Below are 18,052 nucleotides of genomic sequence, written 5' to 3' on the forward strand. Positions count from 1 at the left end.
TCGTTGCTAATAAGCGCTAAGCTGGGAGAGGGGCCGTTTTTAAGTTCAGTTAAATTGAAATGTATGATGATTTTTACGCGGCTAGTTTTGTGGTAGATATGCAAATTAAGTCTGACTGACCAGATATAAAAATAAGTTCTTGCTAAACTTTGCGTTTCAGCACATATTCATATAAAGCAATTTTTTGTCGATTACGTTATTATATAGGCAATCATGCTGATATCCACATTTAACAATGGTTATGTGGGTGCAGAACCAATACAAAGTGTGGAGATACAAGTTTGATAAATGTTTTCCTTGTAGATGATCACGAGCTGGTTCGCACAGGGATACGACGTATTATTGAAGACGTCCGTGGAATGAACGTAGCAGGAGAGGCTGACAGCGGTGAAGAAGCAGTAAAATGGTGTCGCAGCAATCATGCTGACGTTGTTTTAATGGACATGAATATGCCAGGAATTGGTGGTTTAGAAGCCACTAAAAAAGTTCTTCGTGTAAATCCAGATGTAAAAATCATCGTACTAACCGTTCATACAGAGAATCCGTTTCCAACCAAAGTGATGCAGGCTGGTGCGTCTGGTTATTTAACCAAAGGTGCAGGTCCTGACGAAATGGTAAACGCGATTCGTGTGGTTAAGAGTGGGCAGCGTTACATCTCCCCAGAGATCGCGCAGCAAATGGCCTTGAGTCAATTCTCTCCAGCTTCTGAAAACCCATTCAAAGATCTATCTGAGCGCGAATTACAGATCATGCTAATGATCACAAAAGGTCAAAAAGTAACGGATATTTCTGAGCAACTTAATTTAAGTCCAAAAACAGTCAATAGCTACCGCTATAGGTTGTTTAGTAAATTGGATATTAATGGTGACGTTGAGTTAACACACTTAGCGATCCGCCACGGAATGTTGGATACCGAGACCTTATAGTGTGACTCCTCCCTTCGATTCGGTTTCCTTTCTCAAGACAGTAACTCATCAGCCCGGCGTTTACAGAATGTACAACGCCGAGGCTGTTGTTATTTATGTAGGCAAAGCCAAAGATCTTAAAAAGCGCCTTTCCAGCTACTTCCGGCAAAAGGTAGACAGTGAAAAAACGCGTGCGCTCGTCAGTAATATCGCCAAAATTGATGTCACAGTGACTCACACTGAGACGGAAGCACTGATCTTAGAGCACAACTACATTAAGCAGTATTTGCCGAAATACAACGTTCTGTTACGCGATGACAAGTCTTACCCGTACATTTTTATCAGCGGTCACAAGCATCCAAGGTTGTCGATGCATCGTGGGACGAAGAAACGGAAAGGCGAGTACTTTGGTCCTTATCCTGATTCTGGAGCGGTGCGTGAGACTTTACATTTACTGCAAAAGATTTTTCCTGTGCGCCAATGCGAAGATACCGTATATGCGAACCGTACCCGTCCTTGTTTAATGTATCAAATTGGCCGTTGTGCAGGCCCATGCGTTGACACCATTATCTCAGATGAGGAATACGCGGAGTTGGTCGGATTTGTGCGCATGTTTTTACAAGGGAAAGATCAACAGGTACTTAAGCAGTTAATAGAGAAGATGGAAGTGGCGAGTCAACAGTTGCGTTTTGAAGAGGCGGCTAAGTTTCGTGACCAAATCCAAGCGATTCGACGTGTCCAAGAACAACAATACGTATCGGAAGACAGCATGGACGATATGGACGTACTCGGTTTTGCTCTAGAAAATGGCATCGCATGTATTCATATATTGATGATTCGGCAAGGTAAAGTGCTCGGTAGTCGGAGCCATTTCCCTAAAATCCCACACAATACCAGCCAGCAGGAAGTTTTCGATAGCTTTTTGACGCAATACTACTTGAGTCATAATGAAGCGCGTACTATTCCTTCTCGCATTATTTTGAACCCAGATTTAGCTGAGGATATCGTCCCAATTCAAAAGGCATTAAGTGAAGTTGCTGGTCGTAAGGTTCACTTTCATATATCGCCAACGGGCTCACGGGCGCGCTACCTGAAGTTGTCCAACACGAATGCATTGACCGCGATTACTACAAAAATCAATCATAAGATGACGATCAATCAACGCTTCCATGCACTTCGTGAAACATTGAATATGGAGTCGATTGCTCGCATGGAGTGCTTTGATATTTCCCATACCATGGGGGAAAGCACGATAGCATCTTGTGTGGTCTTTAATAGTGAAGGCCCAGTAAAGCAAGAATACCGTCGTTACAATATTACGGGAATCACAGGAGGTGATGACTATGCTGCTATGGGGCAGGTGCTGGAGCGTCGTTATTCGAAACAGTTGGATGTGGAGAAAATCCCAGACATTATTTTTATTGATGGTGGTAAAGGCCAGTTAAACCGTGCGCACGAAATTATTTCTCGTTATTGGGGAGATTGGCCAAAGCGACCGGTTATGATTGGTATTGCAAAAGGCGTGACGCGAAAACCTGGTTTGGAGACCTTAATCACCGTAGAGGGGAAAGAGCTTAATTTACCGAGCGATGCCCCTGCGCTTCACCTTATTCAGCACATTCGTGATGAAAGCCACAATCACGCAATTGCGGGGCACCGAGCAAAGCGGGGGAAAACTAGACGCACGAGCGTTTTAGAAGGGATTGAAGGTGTTGGTCCAAAACGGCGTCAAGTTTTGCTTAAATACATGGGGGGGTTACAAGAACTTAAACGAGCAAGTGTTGAAGAAATCGCCAAAGTACCGGGAATTAGTTACTCTTTAGCAGAAATTATTTTCCAAGCATTGAAACAATAAGGAAAATCCCGCAACATTAACCCGCAATGTGTAAGAGAATAATAAAATGCGTTTGAATATCCCGAACATTCTGTCTCTCCTTAGACTGTTCTTAATCCCTGTTTTTATGGTTGTTTTTTATCTACCTTATTCATGGGCACCTTTTGCAGCAGCAATGGTGTTTTGGGTAGCAGCTTTTACCGACTGGTTAGATGGCATGTTGGCTCGTAAACTTGGCCAAACTTCACGTTTTGGGGCGTTTATCGATCCGGTCGCAGACAAAGTGCTGGTGGCAACAGCATTGATCTTAATAACAGAACACTATCACTCTATTTGGGTGACTATCCCTGCCGTAACAATGATCGCCCGAGAAATTATTATCTCTGCATTGCGAGAATGGATGGCTGAAATAGGGAAGCGAGCTAGCGTTGCGGTATCGTGGGTTGGCAAAGTGAAGACAGTTTCACAAATGTTCGCTCTATGGGTATTGGTATGGCGCTATGATGATTGGATGGTTTGGCTTGGCTTTGCTGCCCTGTATGTGGCAACCTTCTTGACGTATTGGTCGATGATTCAATACTTAGCTGCCGCAAAAGATGATTTGTTGAACGAAGAGCATCATTAAATAGAGATGTTCTAAAGCAGGCTAATGAGCCTGCTTTTTTGTATTTATCACTTCAATGTGATCTAAGTCTTGTTTTTCATGGTTGGAGCCTTTCAAGTCATTGAGCCATCCGATTATGAAGGCTTAAGTAGTTTCCTCTCTCTATTGGCGGGGTAGGACATAGTGAAAACTCTATGATAAACAAGTGTATTTAAGAGTGTTTTAGTAGTAAAACTAAACAATCTACTGCCTCTCGAACAAAATCTAGTCAAACGATTTAAAAAAATAAAAATAGTGTTGACTCGATCGCTCGAATCCGTAGAATGCATCCCGTACCCAAGAGAGCAATGCTCAAACGGGTGTTGATAAGAAAGTTTATTTTCTTATAATGAGGCGCCTTGGCAGAGTGGCTATGCAGCGGATTGCAAATCCGTGGACCTCGGTTCGACTCCGGGAGGCGCCTCCATTATTCTTTTGAGAGTGAATGGCTTTCGAAAATAAACGCGACACTAGCTCAGTTGGTAGAGCGCAACCTTGCCAAGGTTGAGGTCACGAGTTCGAACCTCGTGTGTCGCTCCAAATTTTATTGATATGGCGTTAGCGGTATCAGATGGTGTTTTACTTTTCTGTAAAGGCATCACAAAGAATATTTGTGTGCCCTGGTGGTGGAATTGGTAGACACAAGGGATTTAAAATCCCTCGACGTTCGCGTTGTGCCGGTTCAAGTCCGGCCCGGGGCACCATCTCATATTAAATGCGACACTAGCTCAGTTGGTAGAGCGCAACCTTGCCAAGGTTGAGGTCACGAGTTCGAACCTCGTGTGTCGCTCCAAGTTTAAGGCCCAGCATGAAAATGTTGGGCCTTTTTTGTGTTTCTTCAAATCTCAAATTTCTTCTCCGTAATGGATTTCGTTAAGCACTGAGCCCCTTTAGCTCATTAACTCATATTCTTGTTAATTCTAGCCATAGTCACGTCACTCCAAGGTCATACCCATCGGCTAGTTTAAGTTTGGTCAATCAAGGTTCTGTGAATAAAGACTCACGCTTTAGGCAAAGTCGTGACGTGAATACCAGCGCTTTTAAATGCCTTGGATACTGTAAATAATGTTCTACGATTAAAGAGTGGCATATTCATAAGCCGTTTTTGGTTCACGGTTCACAGCGCTGATATTTTAGGGAGATGTGTTTAAATAACAGGTGTTTGAGAAAAGAAGAAAAGCGTGGTGGATGAGTACGAATGTTAAAATCTCACTAAGGGGGACTTTGTTGTGATTTACATCACTGTTACTAATATGGAAAATCGTTGCCAGAAGATTTTATTTTGTGATAAATTCGCGCGCAATCTCGGAGCGTAATTAACAACGCTTGATCTCTGGGGGATACGCGTAGTGACCATTCAAGCTGATTGTGACACTGCGTAGGGTAGGTATCGGCAAAGCCTTTTGTCGATAGACGGGATACTAATGCTGTAAACGCAGCATATTAATGGGAAACCCAACATTGAAATCTTTGAATAAACACACACTAATCAGCTTCATACTGCCGAAATGTCCTGTTTTACAAAACGGGTGCATTACGGAACCTTGATTAATCCCTTTACATATAAAGTCACAAGCACCGTGGCGGATGCTCTGTCTTTGTCATTTATGTACTGACAAATATGGAGGGGGATTCACACCTCCTGTAACTTCATTCCAATGATTATTAATACAGGATATAGAATTATTATAATTCAAGGGATTATGTAGTATGAGCACTGCCTTTGAAGTCGATAGCAATATCGCAAACATTTTTTCGTCTCAGGTTCCTATCGTTGAGGGGACGTATGACTTAACGCCAGATCAAGTATTGATTGATCTGGCTGAGCATGAATCTGAAGTACGTTCTTATCCACGTCGCTTGCCAATCGCAATCAAACAGGCCTTTGGTTGCTTGGTTGAAGATACACGTGGACAGATCTTTTTAGATTGCCTTGCGGGGGCGGGCACTCTAGCTTTGGGGTATAGCCATCCTGAAATCAACCAAGCTCTGAAAGAGCAATTAGATTCCGGTCTGCCATATCAGACGCTAGATATTGCAACATCAGCAAAAACAACGTTTATTCAATCTGTTAAATCTTTTCTTCCTCAAGAGCTTAGCGAGAACAGCGTTATCCAATTTTGTGGCCCGTCTGGAGCCGATGCAGTTGAAGCCGCGATCAAGCTCGCGAAGCAGACTACTGGCCGCAACACCATGTTTGCTTTTCGTGGCGCATATCATGGTATGACTAACGGCACAATGGGCATGATGGGCAACCTAGGTACGAAAGCGCGTCGAACTGGTTTAATGTCAGACGTCCACTTTATGCCTTTCCCATACAATCTGCGTTGTCCTTTTGGACTCGAGGGTGATGAAGGTGCGAAAGCAAGTATTCGCTATATCGATCGCCTGCTAAACGATGATGAATCGGGCATTATGAAGCCTGCTGCGATCATCGTTGAGCCAGTGCAAGGAGAGGGTGGTGTGGTGCCTGCACCAGCATTCTGGCTACAAGAGCTTCGCCGTATTTGTGATGAACACGGTATCTTATTGATCTTCGATGAGATCCAATGTGGTGTTGGTAAAACTGGCTACAACTTTGCGTTTGAAGAATCAGGCATTGTTCCAGATATCCTGTGTTTATCAAAAGCTATTGGCGGTGGCTTACCAATGTCACTATTGGTTATCAACAAGCAGCATGATGCTTGGAGCCCGGGCGAACACACAGGTACGTTTCGTGGCAATCAGTTAGCCATGGTCTCTGGTGCGAAAGCCTTAGAAATTATCCAGCGTGACAATCTGGTTGAGCATGCCAATATTGCGGGCCAGTACTTGCGCTACGGTCTTGAGAGCATTCAAAAGCGCGTGAACTGTATCGCAGAGGTACGTGGCAAAGGCTTGATGCTTGGTGTGGAGATTAAAAATCCAAACGGTGATCTCAATAAATTTGGCGAACCTCAAGCGGATAGTGAACTCACTCTTTCCATTCAACGCGCAGCACTTGAGCGTGGCTTGATCGTTGAGAAAGGCGGACGTGAAGGCGCAGTAATTCGCTTCCTTCCTCCTCTTATCATCTCGTTTGAGCAAATCGACTTTGCTTTACGTGTATTTGAAGACGCGATTTTAGCCGCTGGCGGTAGTCACATCGAAACTCAGCCACAAGATGAATGGAACAAGCATTTCATCCACACTGGAGCGTTGGGCAGCAATGAGTTTGCTTCGGTGATGAATCACACCACGACTGCAATGAAATCAGTGTTTGAACAGGTTGCTGCACCATACTCAGGTATGGATCCAAAAGCATTGGAAGCAGCGATCCATGCTGTTGATCTTGACAATAAAAATGCGCCTCTCAAAACGGTTATTGATGATGCAGCCGAGTTGGTCGCGAAAAACGCGATTTTTACTCAACATCCAGATTGTATCGCTCACCTGCATACTCCTCCATTGATGCCTGCTATTGCCGCAGAGGCAATGATTGCGGCTTTGAACCAATCAATGGACTCATGGGATCAAGCTTCATCTGCGACTTATGTTGAACAGAAAGTTGTGAACTGGCTATGTGATAAATACGAGTTAGGTGAAAAAGCGGACGGTATCTTCACGAGCGGCGGCACACAAAGTAACCAAATGGGTTTGATGCTTGCGCGTGATTGGATTGCCGACAAACTCAGTGCACACTCAATTCAAAAGCTTGGCCTTCCTGAATACGCAGACAAGCTGCGTATTGTATGTTCGAAAAAATCCCACTTCACGGTTCAAAAATCAGCGTCTTGGATGGGATTGGGTGAAAAAGCGGTCATGACCGTCGATGCTCATGCCGATGGAACGATGGATGTCACTAAGTTAGACGAAGTTCTAAATCAGGCAAAAGCGGAAGGTTTAATCCCATTTGCAATTGTCGGTACAGCGGGCACAACGGATCACGGTGCTATTGATGATCTAGACTTTATCGCCGATATGGCAGCGAAACATGACATGTGGATGCACGTCGACGGTGCATACGGTGGAGCTCTGATTCTAAGTAGCCAAAAAGTCCGTCTGAAAGGTTGTGAGCGTGCACACTCCATCAGCGTGGACTTCCACAAGTTGTTCTATCAAACCATCAGTTGCGGTGCGCTGTTGCTGAATGATAAGTCTAACTTTAAGTTTCTGCTTCATCATGCAGACTACTTGAACCGCGAACACGACGAACTACCGAACTTAGTGGATAAATCTATCGCCACGACGAAGCGTTTTGATGCGCTAAAAGTGTTTATGACGATGCAAAGCGTGGGGCCAAAATCTCTAGGCGATATGTATGATCATTTACTTGATCAGACGCTTGAAGTTGCGGACATGATTCGAGATAACAAGCACTTTGAGTTGTTGGCTGAACCATCATTATCTACGGTTCTATTCCGCGCGACACATGAATCAGCGGATCTTGATGAACTGAATAAAACGTTGCGCTTAGAAGCGTTAACACGTGGCATTGCGGTATTAGGTGAAACCATTGTCGACGATAAAACTGCATTGAAATTTACGATTTTGAACCCGTGTCTGACGACGGCGGACTTTGAATCTTTGCTCTCAAAAATCAATACGCTAGCGGCAGAGCTAGTTTAACAAAGGTAACGGAAAACTATGGCAATTCTACAGATTGGTGCAGGCGGCGTTGGCTGGGTAGTTGCACATAAAGCAGCACAAAACAACGACGTTATGGGTGATATCACAATCGCATCACGTACCGTAGGTAAGTGTGAGAAAATCATCGAATCGATTCAGAAGAAAAACAATCTGAAAGATTCAACTAAGAAACTAGAAGCTCGTGCGGTAAACGCGGACGAGGTAGATTCTTTAGTTGCTTTAATTAAAGAAGTACAGCCTGACCTAGTGATCAATGCAGGTCCTCCTTGGGTGAACATGTCTATTATGGAAGCATGTTACCAAGCTAAAGTGTCATACCTTGATACATCTGTTGCGGTTGATTTGTGCTCTGAAGGCCAACAAGTACCTCAAGCTTACGATTGGCAGTGGGGCTACCGTGAGAAATTTGAAGAGGCGGGCATCACAGGTATTCTTGGTGCCGGTTTCGATCCGGGCGTAGTCTCGGTGTTTGCCGCATACGCAGTGAAGCATCTGTTCGATGAAATCGATACTATCGACGTAATGGATGTAAACGCAGGTGACCACGGTAAGAAGTTCGCAACTAACTTTGACCCAGAAACGAATATGCTTGAGATTCAAGGCGATTCGTTCTACTGGGAAAACGGCGAGTGGAAACAAGTACCTTGTCACTCACGTATGCTTGAGTTTGAATTCCCGAACTGTGGGTCACATAAAGTGTACTCAATGGCGCACGACGAAGTTCGATCTATGCAAGAGTTCATTCCAGCGAAACGTATTGAGTTCTGGATGGGGTTCGGTGATCGTTACCTAAATTACTTCAATGTAATGCGTGACATCGGTCTACTAAGCCCAGATCCACTAAAGCTTCACGACGGCACGGTTGTTCAACCTCTACACGTGCTTAAAGCGTTACTGCCAGATCCGACATCACTAGCTCCTGGTTACACTGGCCTAACGTGTATCGGTACTTGGGTTCAAGGGAAGAAAGACGGTAAAGAGCGCAGTGTGTTCATTTACAACAACGCTGATCACGAAGTCGCATACGAAGACGTTGAGCATCAAGCTATCTCATACACTACGGGTGTACCTGCGATCACTGCGGCTTTGCAGTTCTTCCGTGGCAAGTGGGCAGACAAAGGCGTGTTCAATATGGAACAACTAGATCCAGACCCATTCCTAGAAACCATGCCATCTATTGGTCTGGATTGGCATGTTCAGGAGCTGAAGCCAGGACAACCTGTTATCCATAAATTGAAATAAGAACTTAGCGACTCTTATTTGTACGTTTAAGCCGATGCGATTGCGTCGGCTTTGTTCGATTTTATCGTGCCTTTGCTAAGGCAAAGGGACGTAAGGTATCAAAATGCAACAAAACGAACTAAAAACGCCATACTTCATGATCAATGAAGACAAGCTGATTGAGAACCTAGAGAAAGCAAAACAGCTAAAAGACATCTCTGGTGTGAAGCTTGTATTAGCGCTGAAGTGTTTCTCAACATGGGGCGTATTCGACATTATCAAGCCATACCTAGATGGGACAACCAGCTCTGGCCCATTCGAAGTGAAGCTTGGCTACGAAACCTTTGGCGGCGAAACGCACGCTTACAGTGTGGGTTATAGCGAAGATGACGTCCGTGACGTGGCGGACATCTGTGACAAGATGATCTTTAACTCTCAGCCACAGCTAGCGGCTTACCGTCATATCGTTGAAGGTAAAGCATCGATTGGTTTACGCCTAAATCCAGGTGTGAGCTACGCAGGACAAGACTTAGCAAACCCAGCTCGTCAATTCTCTCGCCTTGGCGTTCAGGCTGATCACATCAAACCGGAGATTTTTGATGGTATTGATGGCGTGATGTTCCACATGAACTGTGAGAATAAAGACGTGGATGCGTTTATCTGCTTACTCGATGCTATTTCAGAGCAGTTTGGCGAGTACCTAGATAAGCTGGACTGGGTAAGCATGGGTGGCGGCGTGTTCTTTACATGGCAGGGCTACGACATCGAGAAGTTGGGTTTAGCGCTAAAAGCATTCTCAGAAAAACACGGCGTGCAAATGTATCTAGAGCCGGGAGAAGCGATCATCACCGAGACAACCGATCTTGTCGTAACTGTGGTTGATATTGTGGAGAACATGAAGAAGACCGCGATCGTGGATTCGGCGACAGAAGCCCACCGGTTGGATACGCTTATCTACAACGAGCCAGCGTCCATTCTAGAAGCATCCGAAAAAGGCGAGCACGAGTATGTGATTGGTTCATGTTCTTGTCTTGCTGGGGATCAGTTCTGTGTGGCGAACTTCGAACAGCCTCTCGAGATCGGCCAACGTTTACACATTTTGGACAGCGCAGGCTATACCATGGTTAAGTTGAACTGGTTTAACGGTTTACGTATGCCTTCGGTCTACTGTGAACGCTCGAATGGTGAGCTTCAAAAGCTGAACGAATTTGACTACTCTGATTTCAAACGTTCACTTTCTCAATGGGCAGTTAAGTAAGCGAGATATTATTGATGCTAATAAAAAAGAGCAGCGTGTGGCTGCTCTTTTTTATTTTATCTGGCTGTAACTAGCTTTCAAGAATCACTCGCGTATCTTCACTTAGGGATTCTAGCTCGTTCGCAACGTCGTCAATCTCTAGTTCACTCGGCAGTCTAATTGCCATCTTGGCGCTAAATAGGCTTGAGCTGACACCACCACCGCTAGCAATAAATACACGTTGACAATCCATGTCTAAAATAGAAATTCCTTGTTTATCAAGGATATGAGTAATTTCGTTCACGATGCCAGATCTGTCATTAGCATCGAGTCGAAGTTGGAAAATGGTATCTTCATTGTGTGAGTAGGGCTCTGAATCAACAAACTTAACCACTAGGGTTTGACAAGAAGAGAACGCCTCTTTAACGATGTCAGCATTTTTTTCAGGAAGCTCAACTTTGATAACGCCCGCGACTTGATCTTCTATAAAGTTAACTTTACTGATCAGCCATTTACCTCCATTTTCATGAGTGACTGCAGCAAGCTGTTTGATGGTCGCAGGTGACGCTTGACCGACAAAGTTCACGATAAATACAGTGTTCATATGTCCCCTCCTAGAATAAGGTTCCGGTGCAGTGCGTATAAACTAAACGTACTGCTTAAGTTATTGGAATAAATCCTTTTATTCAGTGTAGGTGTTAGAAGGGAGTTATGCTTGATGAAAGTCAATTTTCACACTAATTCGTGATGTAAATGATCAAAATAATGCGCGGGACATAAAAAAGCAGCCAAGTGGCTGCTCTTCATCAAGATGATATCAACACGCTTAGAACGTGACCTTTAGTTCGACACCATAAAACTGGCTGTCATAGTTTGCGCCTGCATCCATCGCAAATTTTGCGACATCTTGATTTCCAAACCAAGGTGAGGAGTTGAACTGTAACTCAGCACTACCGCCCCATGCATCTGTAACCCAATAGTGAATGTGGCCTACAGGGTTGAGGAGGAAGAGTGAAACATCACCTGCCGTTTCAGAACCCATCACCTCCCCACCAGTAGCAATAATATCTTGCTCTGCGGTTATCATCATCTCACCGACAATGGCACCAAAAAATGGAGTGATGAAGATATCTTGCCATGACGGGACTTCTGCAAATGCTTCAACACCGTATTCCCAGAAGAATGTCGACATGGTTGCAGAGTATAAAAACGATTCAAATTCGTTGTAGCCAGAGTGGCGCGCAGCAGTATAGTAAACCCCACCAAAATAAGGATGCATGACATAGTTAAGGAAGTGTTCATCGCGATCCCAAACAGGGCCGCTGGATACGTTGTCTTTCCACTTACTGCCTAGCTGGCTCATGTCGCGGTCTTCCTCATCCCATTTGGTAATGCTTTCTGGTAAAAAAGTCATCATCCCGACGGTTGCAACGCTAAGACCAAGAATCGTATAGGTTTGACCCATCAGGTAATCCCAATCTTTGTCTTGAGGAACGATTAGATGCTTAGGTTGAAGACCTGCATCAAGGTTTAATGAATCACCGTTATGCTGTTCAAAAGCGAGACTATGATTTTGAGCTTCGAAGGTGTACAGAGTCGTTGTTTCGCAGTAACCTGAGAGGCAATCAGGTGTGTTAGAAAACCCTGCATGACTGGTCAGGCCATACTGGCTTGCGTTTGCAAGCGCTGACGAAGTCAAGAAAAGGCCAGTTATAGTCTTCTTGAGCATGGATGATTTTGACACAAAGGTCTCCGAGTTAGTGGGTGTGATGATCGGGCTCACAATTATCTCTTAAAACATCAACCATTTAAATACTTGACCTTCATTTAGCCCTAACAAATCTCTCAGAGATCCGTCTAATAAAAAAGAAAATGGTAGATACCCAACAAGTAACCTCAAGATACCAGTGTTAATGTTCTGAGTCCTGTAACTTGGTGTCACTTAGGTATTAGCACCACGATCAAAAATACAATTGTGCTTATATTCAGGAGTCAGTTTTGAAAATAGCAATGCTTAGTACCGGTGAGGAAGTGCTTCACGGTGATATTATTGATACCAATGCAGCTTGGTTGTCGAGCTTGTTTTATCAGCATGGATTTGGTTTAACAAAGCGTTCAACCGTCGGTGACAAGCAGTCGAGTTTGATTGAAGAATTCTTAATGCTGAGTTTTAACAATGATGTTGTTATCGTTAATGGTGGCCTTGGACCAACCTCGGATGATATGAGTGCTGCTGCCGCCGCAAGAGCGGCAGATTGTAAACTCGTGCTATTCAAAGAGTGGCTGCAACGTTTAGAAAATCTTTATGCTAAACGTGGTATCCCAATGCCCGATAGCAATTTAAAACAAGCTATGCTACCAGAAACAGCAGAGATATTAGACAACCCAATAGGTACCGCATGTGGCTTTAAAATGCTAATTAATGATGCGGTTTTTTACTTCACACCAGGTGTTCCCAGTGAGTTTAAATTGATGGCGGAGACGCAAGTTCTGCCCGATTTAAGAAGGTTGTTTCCTGAGGTGGAAGGTGCTTGTTGCAGTCGTATTTACACATTTGGTTTATCCGAGTCCGTTATTTCGGATAAACTCGATCAACTTAAACTCCCTCAAGGATACGAGTTGGGTTATCGTTCTTATCTTCCTTTTATCGAAGTCAAACTGTTCGGTCCCGTAGATCAATTGGAGCAGCGTTTAAAGCTGATGCAAATTATTAATGGGCACTTAGAAACGAATACGGTCAGTATCGATGTGCCTATGGTTGAGCATGCTGGCCAGTTGTTGGTTGATAAGGATTTAACGCTATCAGTATCAGAAAAGAGTAGTGGAGGGTATTTAACCTATTGGTTGAATGGTGACGAGAATGCAGAAAAGCAGTTTGGACATGGTTGGATATTATCAAATCATACGCAAGCGATTAATGATAATGGTGATCCATTAGCTGCAACTTTTGCTTTGGCGGGTGCAACGCGTGAAAAGTGTGCGACTGACTTATCTCTGGTGACTGGTCAAATAGATCAAGGAATATTCTCTATTGCGTTATCGACTCCGTCAGGCGAGTGGGGGGCGGTGTATAAGCTATCTAAAAAGTATCACCGAGATGATCAAGTTAAAGTTATCAGCACGGCCGCACTTGATCTGCTGCGCCGCTACTTGGAGCGTAAACCGATGTTTGCGCATTATGCGTTTTTAGAAAGAATAAAAGAGATGCACATCCCAAGCAGTGCGCTTTAGCTAACATGCTCAGCATCGTAGTTAAATAAACAAAAAGCCAAGGCAATGCCTTGGCTTTTTTCGGCTATGTTTTTACAGTGCTTGTTATGCGCGCTTTTCTTTCATCGCATAATTAACGCCGCTGAGTGACAAGTTAGATTTCGCTTTACAGATACAAGGCAGAATTTCATCACCTTGTGTGTAAGCCATTGCAAAACCAACATACTCAATTTCACCAGACACTAATTTGCAGCGACAAGCACCGCAGTGGCCATCGCGGCAATTATATTCTGGTAGTAAGCCTACTTGCTCCATGGTTTCCAAAATCGTATTGGAAGGATTGGATTCGATGCTTATCAGTTTGTTGATTTTGATCGTTGGCATTACAGCTCAAACCCTTCAAAGTCGTCCACACTTACTTGATTGTCAATTTGGCCCACAAGGTACGAAGAAATTTCCGCTTCTTGAGGTGCAACTTGAACGTTATCCGATGACAACCAAGCATTAATCCATGGGATTGGGTTGGTTGTTGCTTCTGGGTACGCCGCTGGAAGTCCAACCGCATGCATACGGATGTTCGTTATGTACTCAACGTACTGGCTCAAAATGTCTTTGTTTAGACCTATCATGGAACCGTCTTTGAATAGGTATTCTGCCCATTCTTTCTCTTGCTCTGCTGCTTCTTTGAAAAGATCAAAGCACTCTTGTTTTGCTTCTTCTGCAATTTGAATGAACGAGAAATCGTCTTGACCATTACGTAGTAGGTTGATCATGTGTTGAGTACCATTCAAGTGAAGGGCCTCGTCACGAGCAATGAGCTTGATAATTTTTGCATTACCTTCCATTAACTCGCGCTCAGCGAAAGCAAATGAACAAGCGAAACTCACGTAGAAACGGATTGCTTCTAATGCGTTAACCGACATCAGACAGACGTATAGCTTCTTCTTCAGATCGTGCAGACTGACTTTAACCGTTTCACCGTTGATAACGTGATCACCTTCGCCGTAACGGTGGTAATCGTTCGTTGCTTGGATCAAGTCATCGTAATAGTGCGCGATGTCTTTCGCACGCTTAAGAATATGTTCGTTTTCTACGATGTCGTCAAATACCACACTCGGGTCGTTGACGATGTTACGAATAATGTGTGTGTATGAACGAGAGTGGATCGTTTCAGAGAAGGACCAAGTCTCAATCCAAGTTTCTAGCTCTGGCAGAGAAACAAGCGGGAGCAACGCTACGTTTGGGCTACGACCTTGGATAGAGTCTAGCAGCGTCTGGTACTTTAAGTTGGAGATAAAGATGTGCTTCTCGTGATCAGGTAGCTTGTTGTAATCGATACTGTCGCTCGATACGTCAACTTCTTCTGGGCGCCAGAAGAAAGAAAGCTGCTTCTCGATGAGCTTTTCGAAGATTTCGAACTTTTGTTGGTCGTAGCGAGCAACGTTTACTGATTGACCAAGGAACATAGGTTCCTTGAGCTGGTCATTCTTTTTTTGGTTAAAAGTACTGTAAGCCATAATGCCTCAATTCCTTTTAAACCTCCCCATGAAGAGGAGGTTTTCGATAGTCTGTTTTTTACGAATTGTTGGAGTGGGTAAGATTAAATCTTACAACCGCCGCCTGCACAATCGTCATCTTGTGGTTGAACAGCATCTTTCTGTTCGTCTTTCGCACCATCACGAGTGTTATGGTAGTAAAGTGTCTTCACTCCAAATTTGTATGCAGTCAGTAGGTCTTGAAGCAGTTTCTTCATTGGAACCTTACCCGTCTCGTAGCCAGATGGATCGTAATTAGTATTCGCTGAGATCGCTTGGTCAACGAACTTCTGCATAATACCCACAAGGTGTAGGTAGCCGTCGTTAGAACCGATGTTCCAAAGCAGCTCGTAATTGTCTTTCAGCTCAGTGAATTCTGGTACAACTTGCTTCAAGATACCGTCTTTTGATGCTTTTACAGAGACGTAACCACGTGGTGGCTCAATACCATTAGTCGCATTAGAGATCTGAGAAGACGTCTCAGAAGGCATTAGCGCAGTCAGTGTTGAGTTACGTAGGCCGTGTTTCATAATTTCTTTACGTAGGCCGTCCCAGTCATAGTGCAGCTCTTCGTCACAAATTAGATCGATATCTTTCTTATACGTATCAATCGGCAATAAGCCTTTTGCATAGTTCGTTTCATCAAATAAAGGACATTTGCCTTGCTCTTTTGCGAGTTCTACCGATGCTTTCAATAGGTAGTATTGCATTGCTTCAAACGTACGGTGAGTCAGGCCATTTGCGCTGCCATCGGAGTACTTCACACCATGCTTCGCGAGGTAGTAAGCAAAGTTAATCACACCAACACCTAGTGTACGACGGTTCATGGTCGATTTGTATGCGGCTGGTAGTGGGTAATCTTGATAGTCCAATAATGCATCAAGAGCACGAACAACAAGCTCAGACAGTTCTTCGAAGTCGTCAAGTGACTTGATCGAGCCAAGGTTAAATGCCGAAAGCGTACATAGCGCAATCTCACCTGAGTCATCTTCAACATTAGTCAATGGTTTAGTTGGAAGTGCAACTTCCAGACATAGGTTCGATTGACGAACGGGTGCGACTTCAGAGTCGAATGGACTGTGCGTATTGCAGTGGTCAACATTCTGGATGTAGATACGGCCTGTGGATGCACGTTCTTGCATTAGCAATGTGAACATCTCGATCGCTTTAACCGTTTCTTTTTTAGTCGAAGGATCGTTTTCGTATTTCACATATAGGCGTTCAAATTCCTCTTGGTTCTCGAAGAATGCGTCGTATAGGCCAGGTACGTCCGATGGGGAAAATAGCGTGATATTGCCACCTTCAACCAGACGTTGGTACATCAATTTGTTCAGCTGTACGCCGTAGTCCATGTGACGCACGCGGTTCTCTTCTACACCACGGTTGTTTTTAAGCACCATTAGAGAGCGAGCTTCGCCGTGCCACATTGGGTAGAATACAGTCGCTGCGCCACCACGAACACCACCTTGCGAACAACATTTTACTGCGGTTTGGAAGTATTTGTAGAACGGAATACAGCCTGTGTGAAATGCTTCCCCACCGCGGATCTCAGAACCTAGCGCACGGATACGACCTGCGTTGATGCCGATACCTGCACGTTGAGAGACGTAACGAACAATCGAGCTTGCTGTTGCGTTGATGGAATCAAGACTGTCGCCACACTCGATCAGAACACATGAACTGAACTGACGAGTAGGGGTGCGCACACCAGACATAATTGGTGTAGGTAGAGAAATCTTAAATGTCGACGTCGCATCGTAGAAACGCTTAATGTAATCAAGACGTGTCGCTTTTGGATACTTCGCAAACAGGCACGCAGCGACAAGGATATATAAGAACTGAGCACTCTCGTAAATTTGACCCGTCACACGGTTCTGTACGAAGTACTTACCTTCTAGCTGCTTAACTGCCGCGTATGAGAAGTTTAGGTCGCGTTTATGGTCGATGTACGCATCAAGTTCGTCGAGTTCTGCTTTTGTGTAGTCTTCTAGAATATGTTGATCGTACTTACCTAAATCGACAAGGTGAGACACATGGTCATAAAGCGTAGGTGGCTCATATTGGCCATACGCCTTTTTGCGCAGATGGAATACCGCTAGGCGAGCTGCTAGGTATTGGTAATCCGGAGTCTCTTCAGAGATCAGGTCTGCCGCAGACTTGATGATAGTCTCGTGGATATCTGTCGTTGTGATGCCGTCGTAAAACTGGATGTGAGCGCGCAGTTCTACTTGGGAGACTGAGACATTATCTAGACCTTCTGCAGCCCAAGTGATAACGCGGTGGATTTTATCCAGATCGATACTTTCTTTACGGCCATCACGTTTGGTGACGGTAAGTTGTTGGTTCATTCTGCTTTATTTCCCTAAGAAAACTGATAAAAGCCGTATTTTTGTTTGTTTATATGCCATATGAGTAAAGCTTGCGGCGGCTTTGTGATCAAAGTCTATCTATATTTTATCCATATATTGTAGCTCAAGCACAACATATAGGGGTTGATTTGATTTCGGGTTACAAGATAGAGCTATTACACTGATTTATCAAGGCACAGATTTGGGATGACTTGTGGATAACTAACAAAATAAAAAAAATCAGTAAGTGAGCACTAACCGATGAGAAAAGGGCAGACTTGAGTGCTTAAAAGCAAGGTTTTCAGATCGGTTTATAAATAACCGCATGTAAAAAAAATCTCCTTGATCTTTGACCGTTTTTACCTACGAAAAATGGGTTAGTCAAAATGGAAGCTAGAGCACGAATTTTATCCATAAAAAGACAAAAAAGTAGCAACTTTGTGCTACCAATTTTGATTCATTTTTCGCAAGAGATGTCAATCAAGGAAAGTATTTTTAACACAACGTGGTA

General features: G+C 44.1%; 12 protein-coding genes and 4 tRNA genes. 11 read left to right on the plus strand and 5 right to left on the minus strand.

The window, feature by feature from the left end; all coding sequences use genetic code 11:
- Nucleotides 1-281: 281 nt before the first annotated feature.
- From uvrY to nspC, 10 genes are all read left to right on the plus strand, one after another.
- Nucleotides 282-926 carry a UvrY/SirA/GacA family response regulator transcription factor gene (gene uvrY, locus AC3D28_RS03100; protein ID WP_098415945.1) on the plus strand — a complete coding sequence of 215 codons (645 nt, stop codon included), beginning with the start codon at nucleotides 282-284 and terminating at the stop codon, nucleotides 924-926.
- A 1-nt stretch (nucleotide 927) separates the two neighbouring features.
- Entirely contained in the window at nucleotides 928-2,760 is a 1,833-nt protein-coding gene (gene uvrC / locus AC3D28_RS03105) for an excinuclease ABC subunit UvrC (protein WP_488535506.1), read from the plus strand.
- Nucleotides 2,761-2,806: 46 nt separating this feature from the next.
- On the plus strand, nucleotides 2,807-3,364 hold the full coding sequence (pgsA, locus tag AC3D28_RS03110; RefSeq protein WP_098415943.1) for a CDP-diacylglycerol--glycerol-3-phosphate 3-phosphatidyltransferase: 558 nt from the start codon (nucleotides 2,807-2,809) through the stop codon (nucleotides 3,362-3,364).
- A gap of 371 nt (nucleotides 3,365-3,735) precedes the next feature.
- Nucleotides 3,736-3,809: transfer RNA gene (locus tag AC3D28_RS03115), tRNA-Cys, on the plus strand.
- Between the two features lie 37 nt (nucleotides 3,810-3,846).
- A tRNA-Gly gene (locus AC3D28_RS03120) sits at nucleotides 3,847-3,922 on the plus strand.
- A 77-nt stretch (nucleotides 3,923-3,999) separates the two neighbouring features.
- Nucleotides 4,000-4,086, plus strand: a tRNA-Leu gene (locus AC3D28_RS03125).
- Nucleotides 4,087-4,099: 13 nt separating this feature from the next.
- Nucleotides 4,100-4,175: transfer RNA gene (locus AC3D28_RS03130), tRNA-Gly, on the plus strand.
- 917 nt (nucleotides 4,176-5,092) lie between these two features.
- Complete coding sequence (locus AC3D28_RS03135) at nucleotides 5,093-7,969, plus strand: diaminobutyrate--2-oxoglutarate transaminase family protein (protein ID WP_488535507.1); 2,877 nt, start codon at nucleotides 5,093-5,095, stop codon at nucleotides 7,967-7,969.
- A gap of 18 nt (nucleotides 7,970-7,987) precedes the next feature.
- A complete protein-coding gene (locus AC3D28_RS03140; RefSeq protein ID WP_488535508.1) occupies nucleotides 7,988-9,232 on the plus strand; it encodes a carboxynorspermidine synthase in 1,245 nt (414 codons plus the stop codon).
- Between the two features lie 103 nt (nucleotides 9,233-9,335).
- Nucleotides 9,336-10,469, plus strand: coding sequence for a carboxynorspermidine decarboxylase (nspC, locus tag AC3D28_RS03145; protein WP_488535509.1), 1,134 nt, complete (start codon nucleotides 9,336-9,338; stop codon nucleotides 10,467-10,469).
- A gap of 70 nt (nucleotides 10,470-10,539) precedes the next feature.
- Here nspC and AC3D28_RS03150 read toward each other — a convergent pair whose 3' ends face one another.
- Nucleotides 10,540-11,052, minus strand: coding sequence for a glycine cleavage system transcriptional repressor (locus tag AC3D28_RS03150; RefSeq protein ID WP_098415939.1), 513 nt, complete (start codon nucleotides 11,050-11,052; stop codon nucleotides 10,540-10,542).
- Between the two features lie 222 nt (nucleotides 11,053-11,274).
- On the minus strand, nucleotides 11,275-12,177 hold the full coding sequence (locus AC3D28_RS03155; protein ID WP_098415938.1) for a DUF3943 domain-containing protein: 903 nt from the start codon (nucleotides 12,175-12,177) through the stop codon (nucleotides 11,275-11,277).
- Nucleotides 12,178-12,446: 269 nt separating this feature from the next.
- Here AC3D28_RS03155 and AC3D28_RS03160 point away from each other — a divergent pair, with 269 nt between their 5' ends.
- Nucleotides 12,447-13,679, plus strand: a complete 1,233-nt coding sequence (locus AC3D28_RS03160) for a CinA family nicotinamide mononucleotide deamidase-related protein (RefSeq protein WP_488535510.1) — start codon at nucleotides 12,447-12,449, stop codon at nucleotides 13,677-13,679.
- A gap of 84 nt (nucleotides 13,680-13,763) precedes the next feature.
- Here AC3D28_RS03160 and yfaE read toward each other — a convergent pair whose 3' ends face one another.
- The 3 genes from yfaE to nrdA all read right to left on the minus strand — a co-directional run bounded on the left by yfaE (nucleotide 13,764) and on the right by nrdA (nucleotide 17,541).
- Nucleotides 13,764-14,042, minus strand: a complete 279-nt coding sequence (gene yfaE / locus AC3D28_RS03165) for a class I ribonucleotide reductase maintenance protein YfaE (protein ID WP_098415936.1) — start codon at nucleotides 14,040-14,042, stop codon at nucleotides 13,764-13,766.
- Nucleotides 14,042-15,175, minus strand: a complete 1,134-nt coding sequence (nrdB, locus tag AC3D28_RS03170) for a class Ia ribonucleoside-diphosphate reductase subunit beta (RefSeq protein WP_488535511.1) — start codon at nucleotides 15,173-15,175, stop codon at nucleotides 14,042-14,044. Before nrdB ends, yfaE begins: the two co-directional genes overlap by 1 nt.
- Before the next feature lie 83 nt (nucleotides 15,176-15,258).
- Nucleotides 15,259-17,541 (minus strand): class 1a ribonucleoside-diphosphate reductase subunit alpha, encoded by a 2,283-nt coding sequence (nrdA, locus tag AC3D28_RS03175; RefSeq protein ID WP_488535512.1) that lies wholly within the window; start codon nucleotides 17,539-17,541, stop codon nucleotides 15,259-15,261.
- Nucleotides 17,542-18,052: the final 511 nt, after the last annotated feature.

This window comes from Vibrio sp. TAP-3B, assembly GCF_057784735.1.